The organism is Paenibacillus mesotrionivorans, from assembly GCF_046098205.1.
Taxonomy (GTDB): Bacteria; Bacillota; Bacilli; order Paenibacillales; family NBRC-103111; genus Paenibacillus_AR; species Paenibacillus_AR mesotrionivorans.
In genome coordinates, this window is the sequence record NZ_JBJURJ010000011.1 from 235,473 (window position 1) to 251,398 (window position 15,926).

10 protein-coding genes are annotated in these 15,926 nt (G+C 55.5%); 1 reads left to right on the top strand and 9 read right to left on the bottom strand.

The genetic code is table 11. The annotated features are described in order from the left end of the window. Positions 1 to 90: 90 nt before the first annotated feature. The 9 genes from ACI1P1_RS17800 to ACI1P1_RS17840 all read right to left on the bottom strand — a co-directional run bounded on the left by ACI1P1_RS17800 (position 91) and on the right by ACI1P1_RS17840 (position 13,100). Positions 91 to 1,059: an NAD-dependent epimerase/dehydratase family protein gene (locus ACI1P1_RS17800; RefSeq protein WP_416217779.1), complete on the bottom strand. Its 969-nt coding sequence runs from the start codon at positions 1,057 to 1,059 to the stop codon at positions 91 to 93. Positions 1,060 to 1,183: 124 nt separating this feature from the next. Next, positions 1,184 to 1,705: a TetR/AcrR family transcriptional regulator gene (locus ACI1P1_RS17805; protein WP_416217780.1), complete on the bottom strand. Its 522-nt coding sequence runs from the start codon at positions 1,703 to 1,705 to the stop codon at positions 1,184 to 1,186. A gap of 208 nt (positions 1,706 to 1,913) precedes the next feature. Further along, positions 1,914 to 4,271 carry a helix-turn-helix domain-containing protein gene (locus ACI1P1_RS17810; RefSeq protein WP_416217781.1) on the bottom strand — a complete coding sequence of 786 codons (2,358 nt, stop codon included), beginning with the start codon at positions 4,269 to 4,271 and terminating at the stop codon, positions 1,914 to 1,916. Positions 4,272 to 4,296: 25 nt separating this feature from the next. Beyond that, on the bottom strand, positions 4,297 to 7,413 hold the full coding sequence (locus ACI1P1_RS17815; protein ID WP_416217782.1) for a glycosyl hydrolase: 3,117 nt from the start codon (positions 7,411 to 7,413) through the stop codon (positions 4,297 to 4,299). A gap of 37 nt (positions 7,414 to 7,450) precedes the next feature. Further along, positions 7,451 to 8,485: a sialidase family protein gene (locus ACI1P1_RS17820; RefSeq protein ID WP_416217783.1), complete on the bottom strand. Its 1,035-nt coding sequence runs from the start codon at positions 8,483 to 8,485 to the stop codon at positions 7,451 to 7,453. Positions 8,486 to 8,518: 33 nt separating this feature from the next. Further along, positions 8,519 to 9,475, bottom strand: coding sequence for a dihydrodipicolinate synthase family protein (locus ACI1P1_RS17825; protein WP_416217784.1), 957 nt, complete (start codon positions 9,473 to 9,475; stop codon positions 8,519 to 8,521). A gap of 27 nt (positions 9,476 to 9,502) precedes the next feature. After that, positions 9,503 to 11,149, bottom strand: a complete 1,647-nt coding sequence (locus ACI1P1_RS17830; protein WP_416217785.1) for an extracellular solute-binding protein — start codon at positions 11,147 to 11,149, stop codon at positions 9,503 to 9,505. Between the two features lie 57 nt (positions 11,150 to 11,206). Beyond that, entirely contained in the window at positions 11,207 to 12,085 is an 879-nt protein-coding gene (locus tag ACI1P1_RS17835) for a carbohydrate ABC transporter permease (protein WP_416217786.1), read from the bottom strand. Between the two features lie 16 nt (positions 12,086 to 12,101). After that, positions 12,102 to 13,100: an ABC transporter permease gene (locus tag ACI1P1_RS17840; RefSeq protein ID WP_416217787.1), complete on the bottom strand. Its 999-nt coding sequence runs from the start codon at positions 13,098 to 13,100 to the stop codon at positions 12,102 to 12,104. 231 nt (positions 13,101 to 13,331) lie between these two features. Between ACI1P1_RS17840 and ACI1P1_RS17845 the strand changes: the two genes are divergently transcribed. After that, a complete protein-coding gene (locus tag ACI1P1_RS17845; protein WP_416217788.1) occupies positions 13,332 to 15,614 on the top strand; it encodes a stalk domain-containing protein in 2,283 nt (760 codons plus the stop codon). Positions 15,615 to 15,926: the final 312 nt, after the last annotated feature.

A 15,926-nucleotide genomic window follows, 5' to 3' on the forward strand; every position in this document is an offset into this window, starting at 1 on the left:
GGAGACGGTTACGGACATAATCACTAGCGTACCCAAGCCAAAAAACCCCGTTATAACGGGATTTTTCCTCATGAAGAGGTGGATTTGGGATTATGACCGGACATATTGATTATGGAATGAACTCCGGATCGTTGCGGCAATACCCTCCTCATAAGAAGTCCCCGGTATGGCCCCGATCAGCCGCTCATACTTGCCTCCGCTAAGCCGCAGCGGTTCTTCCGTCAGATACAGCATCTCCACAATTTCACCCATGACAGGAACGAATCTGCCGAGCAGAGACAGGCTGGCTCTGCCCAACGGAATGACAGGAAGCTTGGAGCCGCTGGCCCGGCGGGCAATGCGAACCAGTTCCTTTCCCGAGATTGCGCCGTTACCTGGAATATTCCATTCCTGCCCATAGGATTGGTCCCTCTGGGCAATGTTGACAATCATATGGGCCGCATCCGGCAAATAGACATATTCCCGGGGCACCCGCATATTGCCGATAAAAAAAGCCAGCTTTCCGGCCGCCACCGCTGCCAATGTTGATCCTAGATAAGAAGCCTCATTGGCCGTAGGTCCATAATAATCCGGGAGCCGGACGATCAAAGCCCGCGCGCGGCTCCAACGGCTCCCCATGACCATTTCTCCGAATGCCAGCCTAATCCTGCCCTTCCGGGTATGGGGCTGCTTCGGATGCTCCTCAGTTACCGGAGTCGCCTGCCGTCTGCCATAAGGGTAAATGCCATCTACCGCCACTACCTTGAGGCCCAGACGGTCCGCCGCCTCCAGCACAGCCTCACCCAGCGGGATCAGCTGACGCTCCATCTCGTGGTACGGAACATTGGCGCAGTGGAAGAGGACCTCCGCATCTGCGGCGGCGGATACTATATCTTCCGGATTGAAGGCATTTCCCACCGCCAGCGACAAATGGGCAGGATACCCTAAAGATCCGGCCAGGCTCTCCAGCTTGCTGCGGGATCTCCCGAAGGCAATAACCGGAATCCCCCGTTTCACAAGCTCTTCTGTAATAGCAGCTCCCGTACCTCCTGAAGCACCGACGACGATTGCCTTCTTCATAATAAATTCCTCCTTTTGAATTTGTAATTGATCAATCAATAACTTGTTGTCTCCACTATACCAGCATTTTTGTTATTGATCAATCAATAATTATAAAAGAAGAAAAAAAGACCTTTAAAGGCCTTTACGTTTCCATCAACTCCGGCAAACCCAGCGCCATGGCAATGTTGCAGAGCATGCCTCTGGCCAGAAACAGCATGGTGCGCTCCTCAGGATTGGGGATGCCATGCTTCCTGAATGCATCCAGAACAATGCCGCGCACCTCCCTAAGGCCCTTTTGCATCACTTCGCGGATGGGAGCATCCGGGATGGTCTGCGCCTGCATGTGCAGGAGGGTCTCCGGTCTGTGTCCTGCCAGAATCTCTTCATATGCTTCAATGAGCTCCTGCTCGAGGCTGCCGGCACCAACGGAATCGGCCACTTTCCGGAAGGACCCGGCTATGCGGGCCCAAGCCGTCTCCAGCGCGGCAAGCAGCAGCGCCTCCTTGGTATCGAAAAAGCGGAACACGTAGGGCTGGGAAATCTCCGCCCGCTTCGCCACATTGGCGGTGGTGGCTTTATAATAGCCGATTTCCGCAAACACCTCGATCGCCGCCCGGATAATCTCTTCACGGCGGTTAGCGGAGGCCCCGTTTTGCTTTGCCATATGAAAGCTCCTTCACTTGTATTAATTGATTAATCAATTAATAGTGTAGCAGGAATGCTCCGCACAGCGCAACATTCCCGGCCCGCGGACGGATTCTAAGGGCCAAAGATTATTCCTAGGCTTCTCCCAATCTGCGGATTCCATCTGCAATGGAATTATACTGTTAAGCAGACATGGTCGGCTGCCCTCCCGGCGGCATGGACCTGGCTTAGGGCTGCCGCCTCCGGAGTGCCCGGTATTCATTGGGGGTGATGCCCTCCACCTTTTTGAATACCCGCAGGAAGGTGGTCCGGCTTAGGATACCTACCTGTCCGGCAATTTCGTGAACCTTCAGATCAGTGGATTCCAGCAGCTCGCAGGCCTTGCGGACCCGCACCAGATTAATATAATCCGTGACGTACAAACCCGTTTTTTCCACAAACACCCGTGACACGTACTTTTCGGACACGCCCATTTCCGCGGCAATCTGCTCCAGCCCCAAATCCCGGACATAGTTGTCCCGGATGTACTGCTCGATCAGAGACACCAGATTCCCCGGCTTCCTCCCCTTCTGCGACTGCGTGATCTCCAGCACCCGGCTGTAAAACTCCAGCAGCAGCTCCTTCAGCTCATCCGGCTCCCGGAGCATACGGCCGGAGGGAGCCTCCAGCAGCAGCTGGAATTCATCCTTGTCGGCCATATCGGCCTGAAGCCCTTTTTCAGATAAAAAGCGGATTCCCGAGGTGTGCATATCCTTCAGCAGGGCCAACTGCTGCTCGTAGGAGATACCCCCGCCCGCATTCCTCTCCAGAATCGCCTCCACGGTTTCCCGCAGAGTTTCCTCCTCCCCCAGCTTCAGACTGTTCAGAATCCGCTGCTCGTCATATAAGGAATATTCATACCGGCCGAGGCATCCGTCACACATCCGGCTGCCGTACAGAATCTCGAAGCGCTGCTCTTTATCCCGTTTGGTGATGGCGGTCATGGCTTCATTGAAGGACACACCGATATCATTGATCCCTTCGTAATAGGTGCCGATTCCCACCGCAATGTCATAGTACATCCGCATATCGTAGGCGAACACCCCCAGCATCTGCTGGAACGCATCCTTCATTTGCGCTGCTTGGCCAGGCTCCGGCACATTGACCAGACAAACGAAGAGATTGGGCCGGTACTCCGCCACATAAGCGGGAAAAGCGCCGGCGAGGAATTTCCAGACTATTTTCTTGATGCCTCCGATGATCAGAGGACGCTCCGTGTCCTGAATATCGGCATAGAAGGGCTCCTTGAAATCAAACAGCACCGTACAGCAGATAAAGCCGGCATGCTCGAAGCCGAAGTCCACCCGCAGGGTCTCCCGCAGGATGGCCTCTTCATTGAGTGTATGGCCCCGCAAGATAAACAAAAGGGAGTATTCCACATATTCGCTGGTATGTTTGCTGTATTTCATTTTGAATTGCCGGTTGCTGTCGGATAGGCGATTAATTCCCTGCAGGATCACATCGAATTCATTGGCGGCACGCTCATGCCCGTCCGTGCCTCCCTCCGGCTCCTGGCTGATCATCCGGCTGATGTTGCGGATGGGATTATAGATGTTGAGGCTGAATACAAATGAGAAGCCAACCCCCATCACAATCAGCACCAGACATAAAAGCAGGGTCATCTCCATAATGCTGCCGGTATGGCGGTTGAACTCCGAATAGGGGGTGAAGGAATAATAGTCCCAGCCGTACAAATCCGACTTGATATGCGCAACGGCATACCGCTTGCCGGCTACCTTCATCTCCCGGGTCGGGCTGCCGTCGCTGAAGGCCTCCGCCAGCTCCGCCTCCGGAACATTGTCCAGATAGCCCCGCTGGTCGTAGAGCCTGTTGCCTTGGCCGTCCAACACCACAAAGGTGGTGGAATCAAACACCGCATTGCCGGCCAGCACCCGCTCCACCGTGGATACGGCCAGATTGACCACCATCACCGCCTGATCGTTGCCCACCCGGTTAAAAAGCACCAGCGGCACCACCTGCTTCGTGTTGATACCGTCCTGGATGACCGTGGTGGCCGGAAGAAGGTCGATGAATTTGTCCGTCTGGAGCAGCCCCGTCCAGTAAGCGCTGTCATATTCCTCGTAACGGTACATCCGTTTAAAGAAGGATTCAAAGGAGTTGGCTCCGCCGCTCACATACACATCCTGGTCATCCACATAGACAAAGGTTGAATCGGTAAAGCTGCTGATCACATTCTCATGGCGCTGCAAAATCCGGGGAAGCCTCCACAGCTCCACTTTATCCTCCAGGGTTTGCTTATCCTTGGGCATCAGCAGCCGCTGGACAGTTTCGTCATTCAAAAAATTGACCCCGGTAATCTGGGAGGTTTGAATATACGAATCCATCGCCTCCGAGGCGGTTTCCAGATTGGTGGTGATCCGGCTGGCGAACTCCCGCTCCATCAGGTGGGCCGAATAGCTGTACTCCACAACCCCGATAATGATGATGGGAATCAAAAGGGACAGAAAGCAGCCGAGTATCTTCAGGAAGAGCCGGTTGGATTTGCCCTGTATTGTCCTTCTTCCCGTCCGTCCCCGCTGCCCCATGCTTAGCGCCCCTTTCGATTCTCTGTTATATCTTCACGATGCGGACCTGCTCCATTAATCCGTAAGGCACTGTCCGGTATTCCGGTGTAAACCCCGCTCCCTCTGTCCGGAAGGACTCCCAGCTTGTGGTGGGCTGATCGCCTGCCGCCTGATGGAAAGGGCCGAACATATTGCGCGGACTGCCCATCACCTCCACCTCCAGGTGATTGACGCCTTCCCGCAGGTATCCGGTCAGCTCCACTCCGTCCGCCGCCCGCCAAGGCACATGTCCGGCGGTCTCCCCGTTTATCCTGATCTCCACGGTAACGGCCTCATATTGACCCAGCATCAGCAGCGTTCTCTCCTCCGCCTGGCCTCCGGTGGCGTGGCTGTGGGTAAACTCCATCCGGTATATCATGCTGCCGTTGTAATGGAGATACCCCTGCTGCCCCCAATCCCCCAGAGTGAGCGAGTCAGGCTCCTTGACCAAGCTGCGGCCGGGAGTGACGGCGAAGTCTCCGGTGAGGTAACAGTCCTCCAGCTCCATGTCCGCATGATACGCACACCTGAGCTCCAGCTGATTACGGCCTTGAACAAGTTGGGGCAGACGGATTTTGGTGAAGGCCCGGTCCACAAACCATCCTTGGGGTATGCCCGGCACCTCCTGCCCGTTCAGCCGGATGCGGAACCGTTCCGCCGCCTCCAGCACCAGATACACCTCCGTCTCGGGCACCTCTTCTACTGTAAAGACAAACCGCAGCCCCACCTCCATCCCGTTGGCGGGATGGTACTGTCCAATCCATTTATAACGTTGGGTAATGCCGTTGGCGTACACCTGCCGCATCCCCAAGGTTTGGCGGATGTCCCGCTGGGCCTGCCATACCTGCAGCTCCTCCGACCAAGCCCCGCCTGCGATGCTGTACGAACAGCTGTCCAGGGTCAGCACATTGGGCATAGTCCGGGTGAAGACAAATACCGGCCCCAGATTTGCCTCCGTCCGTTTCTCTGCAACAGGGGCTTGCGCCGCCGGAGGGAGCTCAACTCGTCCTGCAGCAGCATCCTGGCTGTATATCACATAAAGCTTGGAGCCGGCCGGGCCAAAATAGGCTTGAAAACGGATATGTCCGCTGTCTGCTGCCTCCGCCACCACTGCCCGCCGTTCTCCGGTAAGCGGGTCCCATTCCTCCACCTGTCCGTGCACCGCCGCTTCAATTGTCACCTGAAAGGAGCGGTTCCGGTCATTGTTCACCACAAATAAAGTATGTCCCTCATCCGTTTCCTTCAGCAGATAAAGCAGCTCGTACGTTTCCTGATGGCTGGAGGCCTCCCGTATGCTTACTGTACGCGGAAGTGTCTGCTCCAGCAATGCTGTCAGCTCTTGAAGGCCGGTGACCACCGTAACGCCGGGATGGCGGTACAGCTCTCCCGCCGCTTCTGACGGGCGGCCTTCGATCATGGAGGCCTCCGGAGCCATGGCAGTAATGCGTCCGCCTGCCGCCAGGAACTCCTCCAGCAGCCTGCGGGTGCTCTCCAGCATGGTGCGGATGGGCGGCAAAACGATCGTGTTGTAGGCGGCCAGGTTGATCCGCAGCTCCCCGTTCTCTATGCTGCCTGCTTCCGCCATAACCGTCTCATCGCCCAGGTCAAAATCATAATGGGCGCCCAGCAGATGTCGGAGCAGCTCATTAAAGTCATTCCCGTACCGGTCCACTACCGGGATATCCGCATCCAGCCCCCGGCGTATATTTTCATAGGGGGTGGTGCCCAGCATGGACCAGGCGGTGGAGGCGGGATGCAGCACCAGCAGCCGGCGGACAGGCCTCCCTTCCGACAGCACGGCGCCGATCCGGGCGAAGTAGTCCTCTACAAGCCGGTTATATTTCCACCAGGAGGCCTGGTAATTGAAAACAGGGGGATAATCCCGCTTCCGGCAGCCCTTCAGGGAATACAGCGCCAGATGCTGGGAACGCATGTTGACACCAAGCACATACTGCCAGTCTCCCATCCACTTCTGCCCCTCGAAGGTGAAGTGCCAGCCGGTGCAGCCGTAGGTCTCCGAGATGACGAACTTGCGGCCGTATTGATTGGCCACACTGGTGCATTGTTTGACGGTCAGATGCTCCTCCGTCTGCTCGCACAGCATATCGATACCCGGCACCTGCTGGTAGCGGTAATGGGGCATCACCGCGCCGCCCACCCGGGTGGCTACGCCGAGAGCATTCTCCCACAGATAGTGCCCGGTAAAGGCGATGCCGTTTTCCCCGCACCACTCCCCCAGCTGCCGGGAGAAGGCTTCGCTGAACTTCTCCGTGACGGTCCGCCAATAGTCATGGCGGGCCATAGGCGACAGCTCCCCGTCATAGAACAAATAAGGGAGCAAATCCATCATATCATAGCCCCTGCGTTCGATAAAAAAGACGGGCAATCCATAGGTCCAGGGCAGCCAGCCCCGCCCCGGCGTATATTTGCAGTGCCGGTCGTGGACTCCCGGCTCGTCGGTAAAAATCCCTGCCACCCGCTCGGCGAACCGGTCGCCCAGCTCCTCCTTATACCGCTCATACGTAAGCCGGATAAACTGGCGCACCGTGTCCGGATTCATGCTGTCCGGGGGAGACTCGCCGTTGAACCACTCGCTTTTGGTGGATACCTCCACCCGGAATATCAAGAGCACCTCTTCCGACCCCAGCTCCGGATTCTGGGCGGCAGCATCCTCCAGTCGGGTGCAGCTAACCAGCTGCCGCTCCTGTACCCTGGCGCGGAATACAGCCGCCACGTTATGATCCACCGGGTAGCCGAATCCGGCTGCCCGAACCTCCAGCGTCAGCCCCTTGGAGCGGTATTCGTCACCCATGGCGGGAACCTCCCCGCCTGCTGTACCGGATGGCCACCGGTCCTCATCATACAGCCATGCCTTCATGCCCAAATCCCCGGCCAGATCAGCCGAGAGGCGGATGGCATCCATCCACTCCCGGCTCAGATAAGGCGTCTCCAGCCCGTCCCGGGAGTGCATGAAGAAGCCGCCCATCCCCTGGCTGTGCATATCCCGGATTTGGCGCTCCAGCTCCTCCGGCCGGAGCCTGTCGTTCCATGCCCAGAAGGGCACGGAGCGGTATTCAGTGGGAGGATTGCGGAACAAGCCGCTTAACGCAGATTCACGGATCACGTGTTTTCCCTCCGTTCTTCCTGACTATCGCCACTCTTTATTCCTGCTCCAGCTCCAGCGTCCAGCAGACGATCCGCTCCCGCCGCCAGGTGTAGGTGACGTAGACGGTGCTGCCTTGGGCGATCACCGCCGGATAGGAGAATTCCCCGTATTCCAGCGGAATGGTATAGGAGCGGTATTCACCCTCCAGCACCACCAGCTCCTCCCAATTGTCCCCGTTGTCGCGGGAGGCGCTAAGCAATAAGGGCATCCGCGGCCCCCGGTACATCCCGATGGGATTGTAAGCCAGCACCAGAGTGCCGTCTTCCATCCGGGCCAGGTCGATGCCGCTGTTATTGTTGGGCAGATAAGTGCGGTAGGCAGGGGACCAAGTCCTGCCCGAATCGGTCGAATCGCTGCGGTAGATGAAACCCCCTGTGCTGCGCATCAGCATATGGACCTGACCGGGCGCCGATTCCCAAGCGGTTGGCTGGATCAGGCCCATACCGGGTACCCGCGTCCGGGTCTCCCCCTCTGCCAGAGGCTGGTCCCTGGGATGGAGCACCGGCACAAAGGAGCTTTGTGTCCAGGTTTTCCCCTCGTCCGTGGAGATGTCTGCAAAGCTGTCCCATACCTCCCCCTCCAGGGAGGCCGGAGCCAGCCAGGTGCCGTCCCGCAGGGCGATGAGCTTGTTCTTCACTGGCCCCCGTCCGCCCTGGTCGCCGGGCACCAGCTCCTCCGGTGTGCTCCAGGTACGGCCGTCGTCATCCGATACCGTTACCCTGGTTTGCCATTGGGGAATGGGTTTGCCTACCTTGTAATGCAATACGATCCGGCCATTGTCCTGACGGAACAGCACCGGATTCCAGTGCACCAGCTCCGCCTCGTCAACCACCAGCTCCGGCGGGGACCAGACTCCCCCGATCCTGCGGGAGCACCAGATGGCCACATCCGGGTTGCCCTCCTTGGACCCGGCGAAGTATGCAACCAGCAGATCCTCACCAGGCAGAGCGATAACGGTAGAGGCATGGCAGTTATGGAAAGGACGGTCGTCTGTAAACAGAAATTCCTTCAGTTGGGACTTCAGCTTCACGTCTAAACACTCCTTTAAGGAGCTGCGGGGAAATTAGCGGTCCTTTATTTCGCCGCAGTCTCCAAGCTTATAATGCTCCCGAACCAAGGCCGTCAGCGCATGAAGCTGCTCCAGCTCCAGCCGGTTGGCATAGGTTAGGTGGCGGCAGTCCTTCGTGCGGGTATGGAGGCCGATGGGAAGGCCCTCCAGGCTCAAATAATACTTGGCGTTCACCGGGTAATACTGGCTTTCGATCACAGAGGTCAGGCCCAGGAACCACTGCAGATTCCCTGCTTGTTCAGGCCGGTCCGCATAATGCCGGTACATCCAGGCGTAAAGGTCAGGATGAAAATTACCCATCACCCCGCTGTAGCCATGTGCTCCCAGCTTGAGGGATTCCAGCAGGGTAGCGGCATTGGCATTGTACAGCTTCAGCGAGCCGCCCTGCACTGCCGCCAGCTTATCGGCGATTTGGCCGCTGTGGCAGCTGGTATCCTTCAGGAACTGGAATCTGCCCGTGCCTTCGCACCAGGCCAGGAGCTCCGGCGACAGCAGACGTTTGTAGGGGTACGGGCACTCATATACTCCGAAGGGAATCTCCGGCACCGCCTCCAGCAGAAGTGCGGCCCGTTCCTTCCACACCTCGTCCGGCTCCTCCATGGCGGCCAGCCGGTTGCTGACCAGCACAATGGCCTGAACGCCGGTGGCTGCCATCGCCTGCAGCTCGGTAATCTGATCCTCCAGCCTGTCGGAGATATGGCCGGAGGCCACTACCTGAACCCGTCCCGCAGCCCGCTCCCGGACAAAGCGGGCGATGGACACCCGCTCCTCCAAGGACAGCGCGAACATTTCACTGGACTGGCAGACGGCGAACAGTCCTGCCACCCCATGCCCGATATACCACTCCACCAGCTGCTCCAGAGCGTGATAGTCCACCTCCCCCGAATCTGTGAAGGGGGTGATCATAGTGGGATAAACACCAGGGGCAATCAAATTTTGGCTTATACTCATTGTAACGTCCTCCGCCGGTTTTTGATTTTATTTCAGACGGGCCAGGGCATCGTTATAGATCTTCTCGATCTCTGTGGCTCCTGAGTCCTTAGCTTTTTTGATGACGGCGTCATAGTCGTCAATCTTCTTGAGACCCATGACAAACTTGTCATACTCCTGCTCCAGCATGGTGTTGAGGGGCGCCAGCAGCTCCTTCACCCGGCTGGATTCCTCCTTGGTCAGAGGCGGGTCCATCACCGGATCCACATAGGCCTTGTCGTCGGCAATGGTCTTCCAATATTTCTCGTGGATGTCACTCCAGGTGCCCAGAAGCTTCTCCACCTGCACCTGCGGATCCATATTGGCAAAATACGGGGTAAAGCTCAGCTTGCCCGAACCCAGCTCGGAATACATAGCATAGAAGGAGGTGGGCTGGCCTTCCTTAAATTTGGAGACATAATCGGCCTTGAGCTTGGGCTGGCCCTTCTCATCCAGTGTGTGGTGAACCCCTTCCACTCCATAGCTCATGAGGTTGGAGGCTTTCTCCGTATACATCCAGTCGAACATCCTGATCAGTGTTTCCGGGTCCTTGGCCTTGGAGCTGATGGCAAAAATCCGGTCCGAGGACAAGGTGGTGGCATAAAACTCGGCTCTTGCCTTGCCTGTTTTGTTGGTGGGAACAGGAATCAGCTCGAACTTGCCGGCGGGCACCGCTGCCTTCAGCTGCTTGGTGTAATCCAGGGCAAAGCCGCTGTTGTCGAAGAAAAAGAAGGACTTGCCGCTGGTCAGCTTCTCCGTCCACTGCTGCTGGGTAGCGACGGCATAATCCTTATCCAGCACTCCGGAGGAATAGGCCTTGTTGAAGAAGGTGAGCACCTCCTTAAACTCCGGTGTAGCCGGACCAAACACATATTGGCCACCGTTTTTGTCCTTATCGAAATAGATGCCGTTGCCGCCTCCGCCTACCCCGGAACCCAGGGAATAGGACATGGTTTTGAACATTTGGTGCATGGAGGTGCTGCCTTTACGCACCGAAAACGGTACGGAATCCGGATACAGCTTCTTCAGCTCCTGGAGCACGGTGAGGAGCTCGTCATAGCTTTTGGGAACACCCAGGTTATGCTTCTCTAACAGATCCGTCCGGATAACCGGGCCAAAGCCGTTCTTCAGCTCGTTGCGCCCGACGGCCGGGAAGCCATACAACTCGCCGTTGGCGGTAAACTTGGCCATGTCGGGGTACTGGTCCCAGAATTTTTTGAAATTGGGGAGCAGTCCTTTATCCATATATTGCTTCAAGGGAAGGAAGAGCCCGGAGGAGGCAAAGCTGTTAACATCGTTCATATCAATCTGGATAATGTCCGGCAGATTATTGGTGGCGAGCAGTGTCTTTTTCTTGTCGCTATAGTTGCTCTGGGGCACGTTCTCGAACTTCAGCTTGATATTGGTTTGTTTCAGAATTTCCTGCTGTACAAAAGCCTGATTCTTCACCGGCTGGTTAGGATGCTCCGGGAAGGTTACCGTTACCTCTCGTTCCTTGGCGGAAACGGGGTTGGTGCTGGCTCCCCCCGCTGGCGATGCAGATTGGGGTGCGGCGGTCTTCTCCGCCTCCTTGCCTCCCGAACATGCTGCCGCGCCGGTGGCCAGAACTGCGGCTGCTACGGCCAATGAAGCTGTTTTCATCCATCTTTTCGTCATCTGTACAACCTCCCTTTAATGTGTTGAAGCCGGTCGTTTTTCTTTATTGTACCTGAGCTACCCCTTCAATGCCCCCACCATAGCGCCTTTCACAAAATACTTCTGCAGATATGGATACACCACCAGGATGGGCAGCACGGTAATGATGATGACGGCAAACTTGTAGTTGGTGGCCACCACCCGGAAGTTGTTGGAGGAGCTGCCGATGCTGGCGGTTTGGTCGGCGAATTCCCCGGCAATGACAATATTGCGCAGCAGCACCTGCACCGGATACTTGTCGCTGCTGTTCAGATAGATCAGAGACGGGAAGAAGCTGTTCCAGTGATGCACCGCATAAAACAGCACCATGGTGGCCATTACCGGCAAAGATAAGGGAATGATCACCTTAAACAGCACCTGGATTTCGTTAGCCCCGTCCAGATAGGCGGATTCCTGCAGGGCCATGGGGATGCCCTCAAAATACGTTTTCATAATAATCATGTTGAAAGCGCTTATCGCCGGCGGCAGCACAAGAGCCCACATGCTGTTGATCAGGCCCAGCTTCTGCACCACCAGATACAGCGGGATCAGCCCGCCGCTGATGAACATGGTGGCGGCCACCATCATCACCAGGGCATTGCGTCCGTACATATCCTTGCGGGACAGGGGATAGGCGCAAAGCGCCGTCATCGCTACATTAATTACAGTACCCACTGTGGTATAGAGCACCGTATTGCCGTATGCCCTCCAGATGCTGGGGTCCCTCAGCACGATCATATAGGCGTCCCAGGTGATATCCCGGGGATAAAAATTGATCAGGCCGCGGGTCACCAGATTGCCGTTGCTGATGGAGACGATGAAGATGTAATACATCGGGTACACCGTAATGAAAATAACCAGACACAGCAGGATCACATTAATGGTGTCGAACACTTTGGAGCCTAATGACGTTTTCATAATCGCCCTCTCCCTTCTACCATAGGCCGGTTTCGCTGATTTTTCGGGACAGGCGGTTGGCCGAAACCAGGAGCACCAAGCCGATGAGGGCCTGGAACAGCTCTACGGCGGTGCCGTAGCTGAAGTCACTGCCCAGAAGGCCGCGCCGATAGACATAGGTGGAGATGACATCCGCGGTTTCGTAGGTGGAGCCGTTATACAGCAGGATGATCTTCTCGTAGCCGATGTTCATCAGCCGCCCGATGTTGAGAATCAGCATGATGGAGATGGTGGGGGCGATGCCCGGCAGAGTCACCGCCAGCAGTTGGCGCCACCGGTTGGCCCCGTCGATTTTGGCCGCGTCGTACAGCTCCTCGTCCACCCCGGTCAGAGCTGCCAGATAGATGATGGAGCCCCAGCCCATGCTCTGCCAGATGCCCGACCCGACGAAGATGGTCCGGAACCATTCCGGCTTCATGAGGAATTGGATGGGCTCGCCGCCGAACCAGACAATGATCTGGTTGATCAGACCGTCTGTGGTCAGGAAGTTTACCAGAATCCCGCATACCACAACGGTGGAGATAAAATGAGGCAGGTAGCTGACGCTTTGGGTGAACTTCTTCATCTTGACGCTTTTCAGCTCATTTAAGAGCAGTGCCAGGATAATCGGTGCCGGGAAGGCAAAAATCAGCTCATACACATTAATCATGATGGTATTGCGCACCAGCTTCCAGAAGTATGGATCGAAGAGAAATTTCTGAAAGTGATGTACGCCCGCCCATGGACTGTCGGTGATGCCTTTGGCAATGTTGTAGTCCTTGAAGGCGATAATAATGCCGTACATGGGCCAATAATGAAACAATACATAGTAGCAGAAGGGCAGAAAGAAAATCAGATACAGGAACCGGCTCCGTTTAATCCGGCTGCGCACATAACGGCTTTTTACCTGGGGTGCGGAGGTTATCTCTTCTGCAGTCAGTGGTTGGATGGGAATCCCCTCCTTGTTCAGCCCGGCCTTGATGTAGGCCTCCATCATACCGGTGATGAGGCCTATTATAGGGAAGGCCGGCCACCGTTGAAAGAACCGATATCCGCTCCCTGCACCAAATTTCGCCCTTCCGGGGGGATGATTCATTTTTCCCGGTGATGCAAATCTCCACCTGCAGCCGTGAAAAGGATACTGCTTTTTTATTGCTGGGAAGCGGACAGGTTTCATGCTACATTTAGACATATATAAATTCCTCATTTTTCCGAAGGAGCGAATGTCTTGAAAAATTCCCGCACATTTTTGAAATCCATTTGTTTACCCGGCCTTGCCCTCTTTTGGTTATTGATGATGGTTCATCCCGCAGCAACCTATGCCTCCGGCAGCACCAAGGCAGCTATTCCTGATCCCGCTCTGGAGCAAGTGCTCCGGGTAAGTATAGCTCAGCCAACCGGAGATTTGACCACGGAGGATTTACAAAAAGCCACCTCTCTCTACGCCTACCAAGGGGAAAATATCCGCAGCCTTGAGGGACTCGAGCATGCTGTGAATATCTCCAAGCTGGTGCTGGACGGCAACCCCATCGAGGATTTTACACCACTTGCCTCTTTGACGAATGTAGAGATGTTGGGTTTGACCCGCACCGGCATTCAGGATCTTTCCCCACTCAACGGCATGGTTAAGCTTCAACAGCTTCTAGCCTCCAACAACGGAATCAGCGATCTGACTCCCCTTAAAGATTTGAATGAGTTGACCGACCTGCTCTTGGAAAACAACCAAATTGCCAATGTGGAATCACTTGCGGGCATGTCTATCCGTTGGCTAAACCTCAGCGGCAACCGGATCAGCGATATCTCCGTGCTTCTTGAACTGAAAAATCTGAAACATGTAGATTTATCCGGCAATCCTCTGAACGAACAGGCACCGGCCGTTATTGTAGAACTCCGGCAAAAAGGGGTGGAAGTATCGGGAGCCCCCGGTGAATTGTCCAGTGATGCTATTGAGGTATTGGTTGATGGAGAAGGCGTGTCCTTTGAGCAGGCCCCTCTACTGGAGGATGGCACTACACTGGTGCCCTTCCGTGCTATTTTCGAAACACTTGGCCTGATTGTAGGATGGGATGCGGACACGCAAACAGTAACAGGCACCAAGGACCGCTTCAGCATCTCCATGCAAATTGGCAGTAACAACGCGCTGTTAAACGGCAAGGCTGCAGAACTCTCCTTGGCTCCCCGGATTATAAACGGCAGCACCTTCGTCCCCCTCCGCTTTATTGGGGAGGCTACCGGCCGGAACGTGGAATGGCTGGCCCATATCCGGACTATTCATATTGATACTACTTTCCGCTCCATCGTTTACGAAACCCTGTATTCGAATCAACTGAAATATGAAGGGGAGAGTAAGGAAGGTCTTCCTCATGGCCGCGGGAAATATATGATTGACGGGGGCGTGTGGTACGAGGGTACATTTGTGGAGGGCCGTATGGAGGGCCACGGCAAAATGACCGACCCTTATGATGCCCACTCTTATTACGATGGGGCCTTTGCGGACAACGTGCCGGAGGGACAGGGCAAAATGGTGTACAATGATGGTACCTATTACTCTGGCAGCTATACCGGCGGCAAACGGCAAGGAGCCGGAAAAATCTATTTTGCGGATGGCAGCCTGAATTTTGACGGATACTTCGAGGATGATGCCCTTTCCGGCCCAGGCACCCTTTGGACAGAAGAAGGGGATAAGTACGTGGGCTCCTTCCAGTATGGCATGATGTTCGGTCCCTTCAAGCAATACCATGATGGCAAGCTGGTATACGACGGGGAATTCCAGGGCTCCTACAAGGAGGGAACCGGCAAGGAATACGTGGACAGCAGCCTGGTGTATGACGGAGAATTCATGTACGGGCTGCGCAACGGCACCGGTAAGCTCTATAAAGCCGGCAAGCTGCAGTACGACGGGGAGTTTGACAACGGCAGGCCAAGTGGGCGCGGAACCTTCTACAGTGCAGACGGCGCCAAGGAATATACCGGAGATGTGGTTAACACTGAGCGAACCGGAAATGGCACCCTCTATTATAAGGACGGCACCTACTATGAAGGAGAGGTATTCAGAGGGAAAGCCAACGGTGAGGGCAAGCTGTACAATAAGGACGGCACCTTGAAGAACGGTGGGCTTTTCTATCAGGACGTTTATCAGCCTGACCCGGAGAAGATCAAACAAACGGCTGAATACCGCTTGCTGGAGCTGAAAAAGTCCGTCCGGTATGACTATATCGACGGTTTGGACAGTGAGGAGGACGATCTGACGCCGCAGCAGGCAGCGATGTTTCTTTATTTAACCGGGCCGGAACATGTGAAGACCTATAAAGGTCTGTCCGAAAAGGAGCGCATCGCTTTCCTGAATGAGTGGGGTCAGGATCATTGGGGGGACGTACCCGGAGTGAGCGAATGTTTTGTAATGATCGCATACGATGGAGAGGTCATCGAAGGAATCGTTACCTCCCGCCAAGCGGATACAGAGAAGTTGAAGCTGGTGGCTTCCCCTCGAACCTTGGATGACTTTAAATAGTATGCAGCGGCCAACGATATTCGTTTGGCCGCTTTTTTGATATATCGGCTGATCGGTTCTACCGAACACCAGCCATGCTATTTTATCAATTTGGGCCTTCTTGCGGTTCTAATGAATCTGTGGAAGCTTATTTTTGTCAAAAATGAGCTGAAACGGGCCATGAGATACGGAATAGCGTGGCTCAGATTCGTTACATTTTCGAACATGCTGCTTTTCAAGAAATAAGGCTTGTGATATTCGTTGCTATGAACGTTTTTGTCAAGCCCTCCGGTTTAGCAGGGTCGGAGCACGTGGCGCGGGAGCAAATAAACG

Coding starts and splice junctions, on each gene's coding strand:
- ACI1P1_RS17800 (WP_416217779.1), bottom strand. CDS start 1,059: ATGAAGAAGGCAATCGTCGTCGGTGCTTCAGGAGGTACGGGAGCTGCT.
- ACI1P1_RS17805 (WP_416217780.1), bottom strand. CDS start 1,705: ATGGCAAAGCAAAACGGGGCCTCCGCTAACCGCCGTGAAGAGATTATC.
- ACI1P1_RS17810 (WP_416217781.1), bottom strand. CDS start 4,271: ATGGGGCAGCGGGGACGGACGGGAAGAAGGACAATACAGGGCAAATCC.
- ACI1P1_RS17825 (WP_416217784.1), bottom strand. CDS start 9,475: ATGAGTATAAGCCAAAATTTGATTGCCCCTGGTGTTTATCCCACTATG.
- ACI1P1_RS17830 (WP_416217785.1), bottom strand. CDS start 11,149: ATGACGAAAAGATGGATGAAAACAGCTTCATTGGCCGTAGCAGCCGCA.
- ACI1P1_RS17835 (WP_416217786.1), bottom strand. CDS start 12,085: ATGAAAACGTCATTAGGCTCCAAAGTGTTCGACACCATTAATGTGATC.
- ACI1P1_RS17840 (WP_416217787.1), bottom strand. CDS start 13,100: ATGATGGAGGCCTACATCAAGGCCGGGCTGAACAAGGAGGGGATTCCC.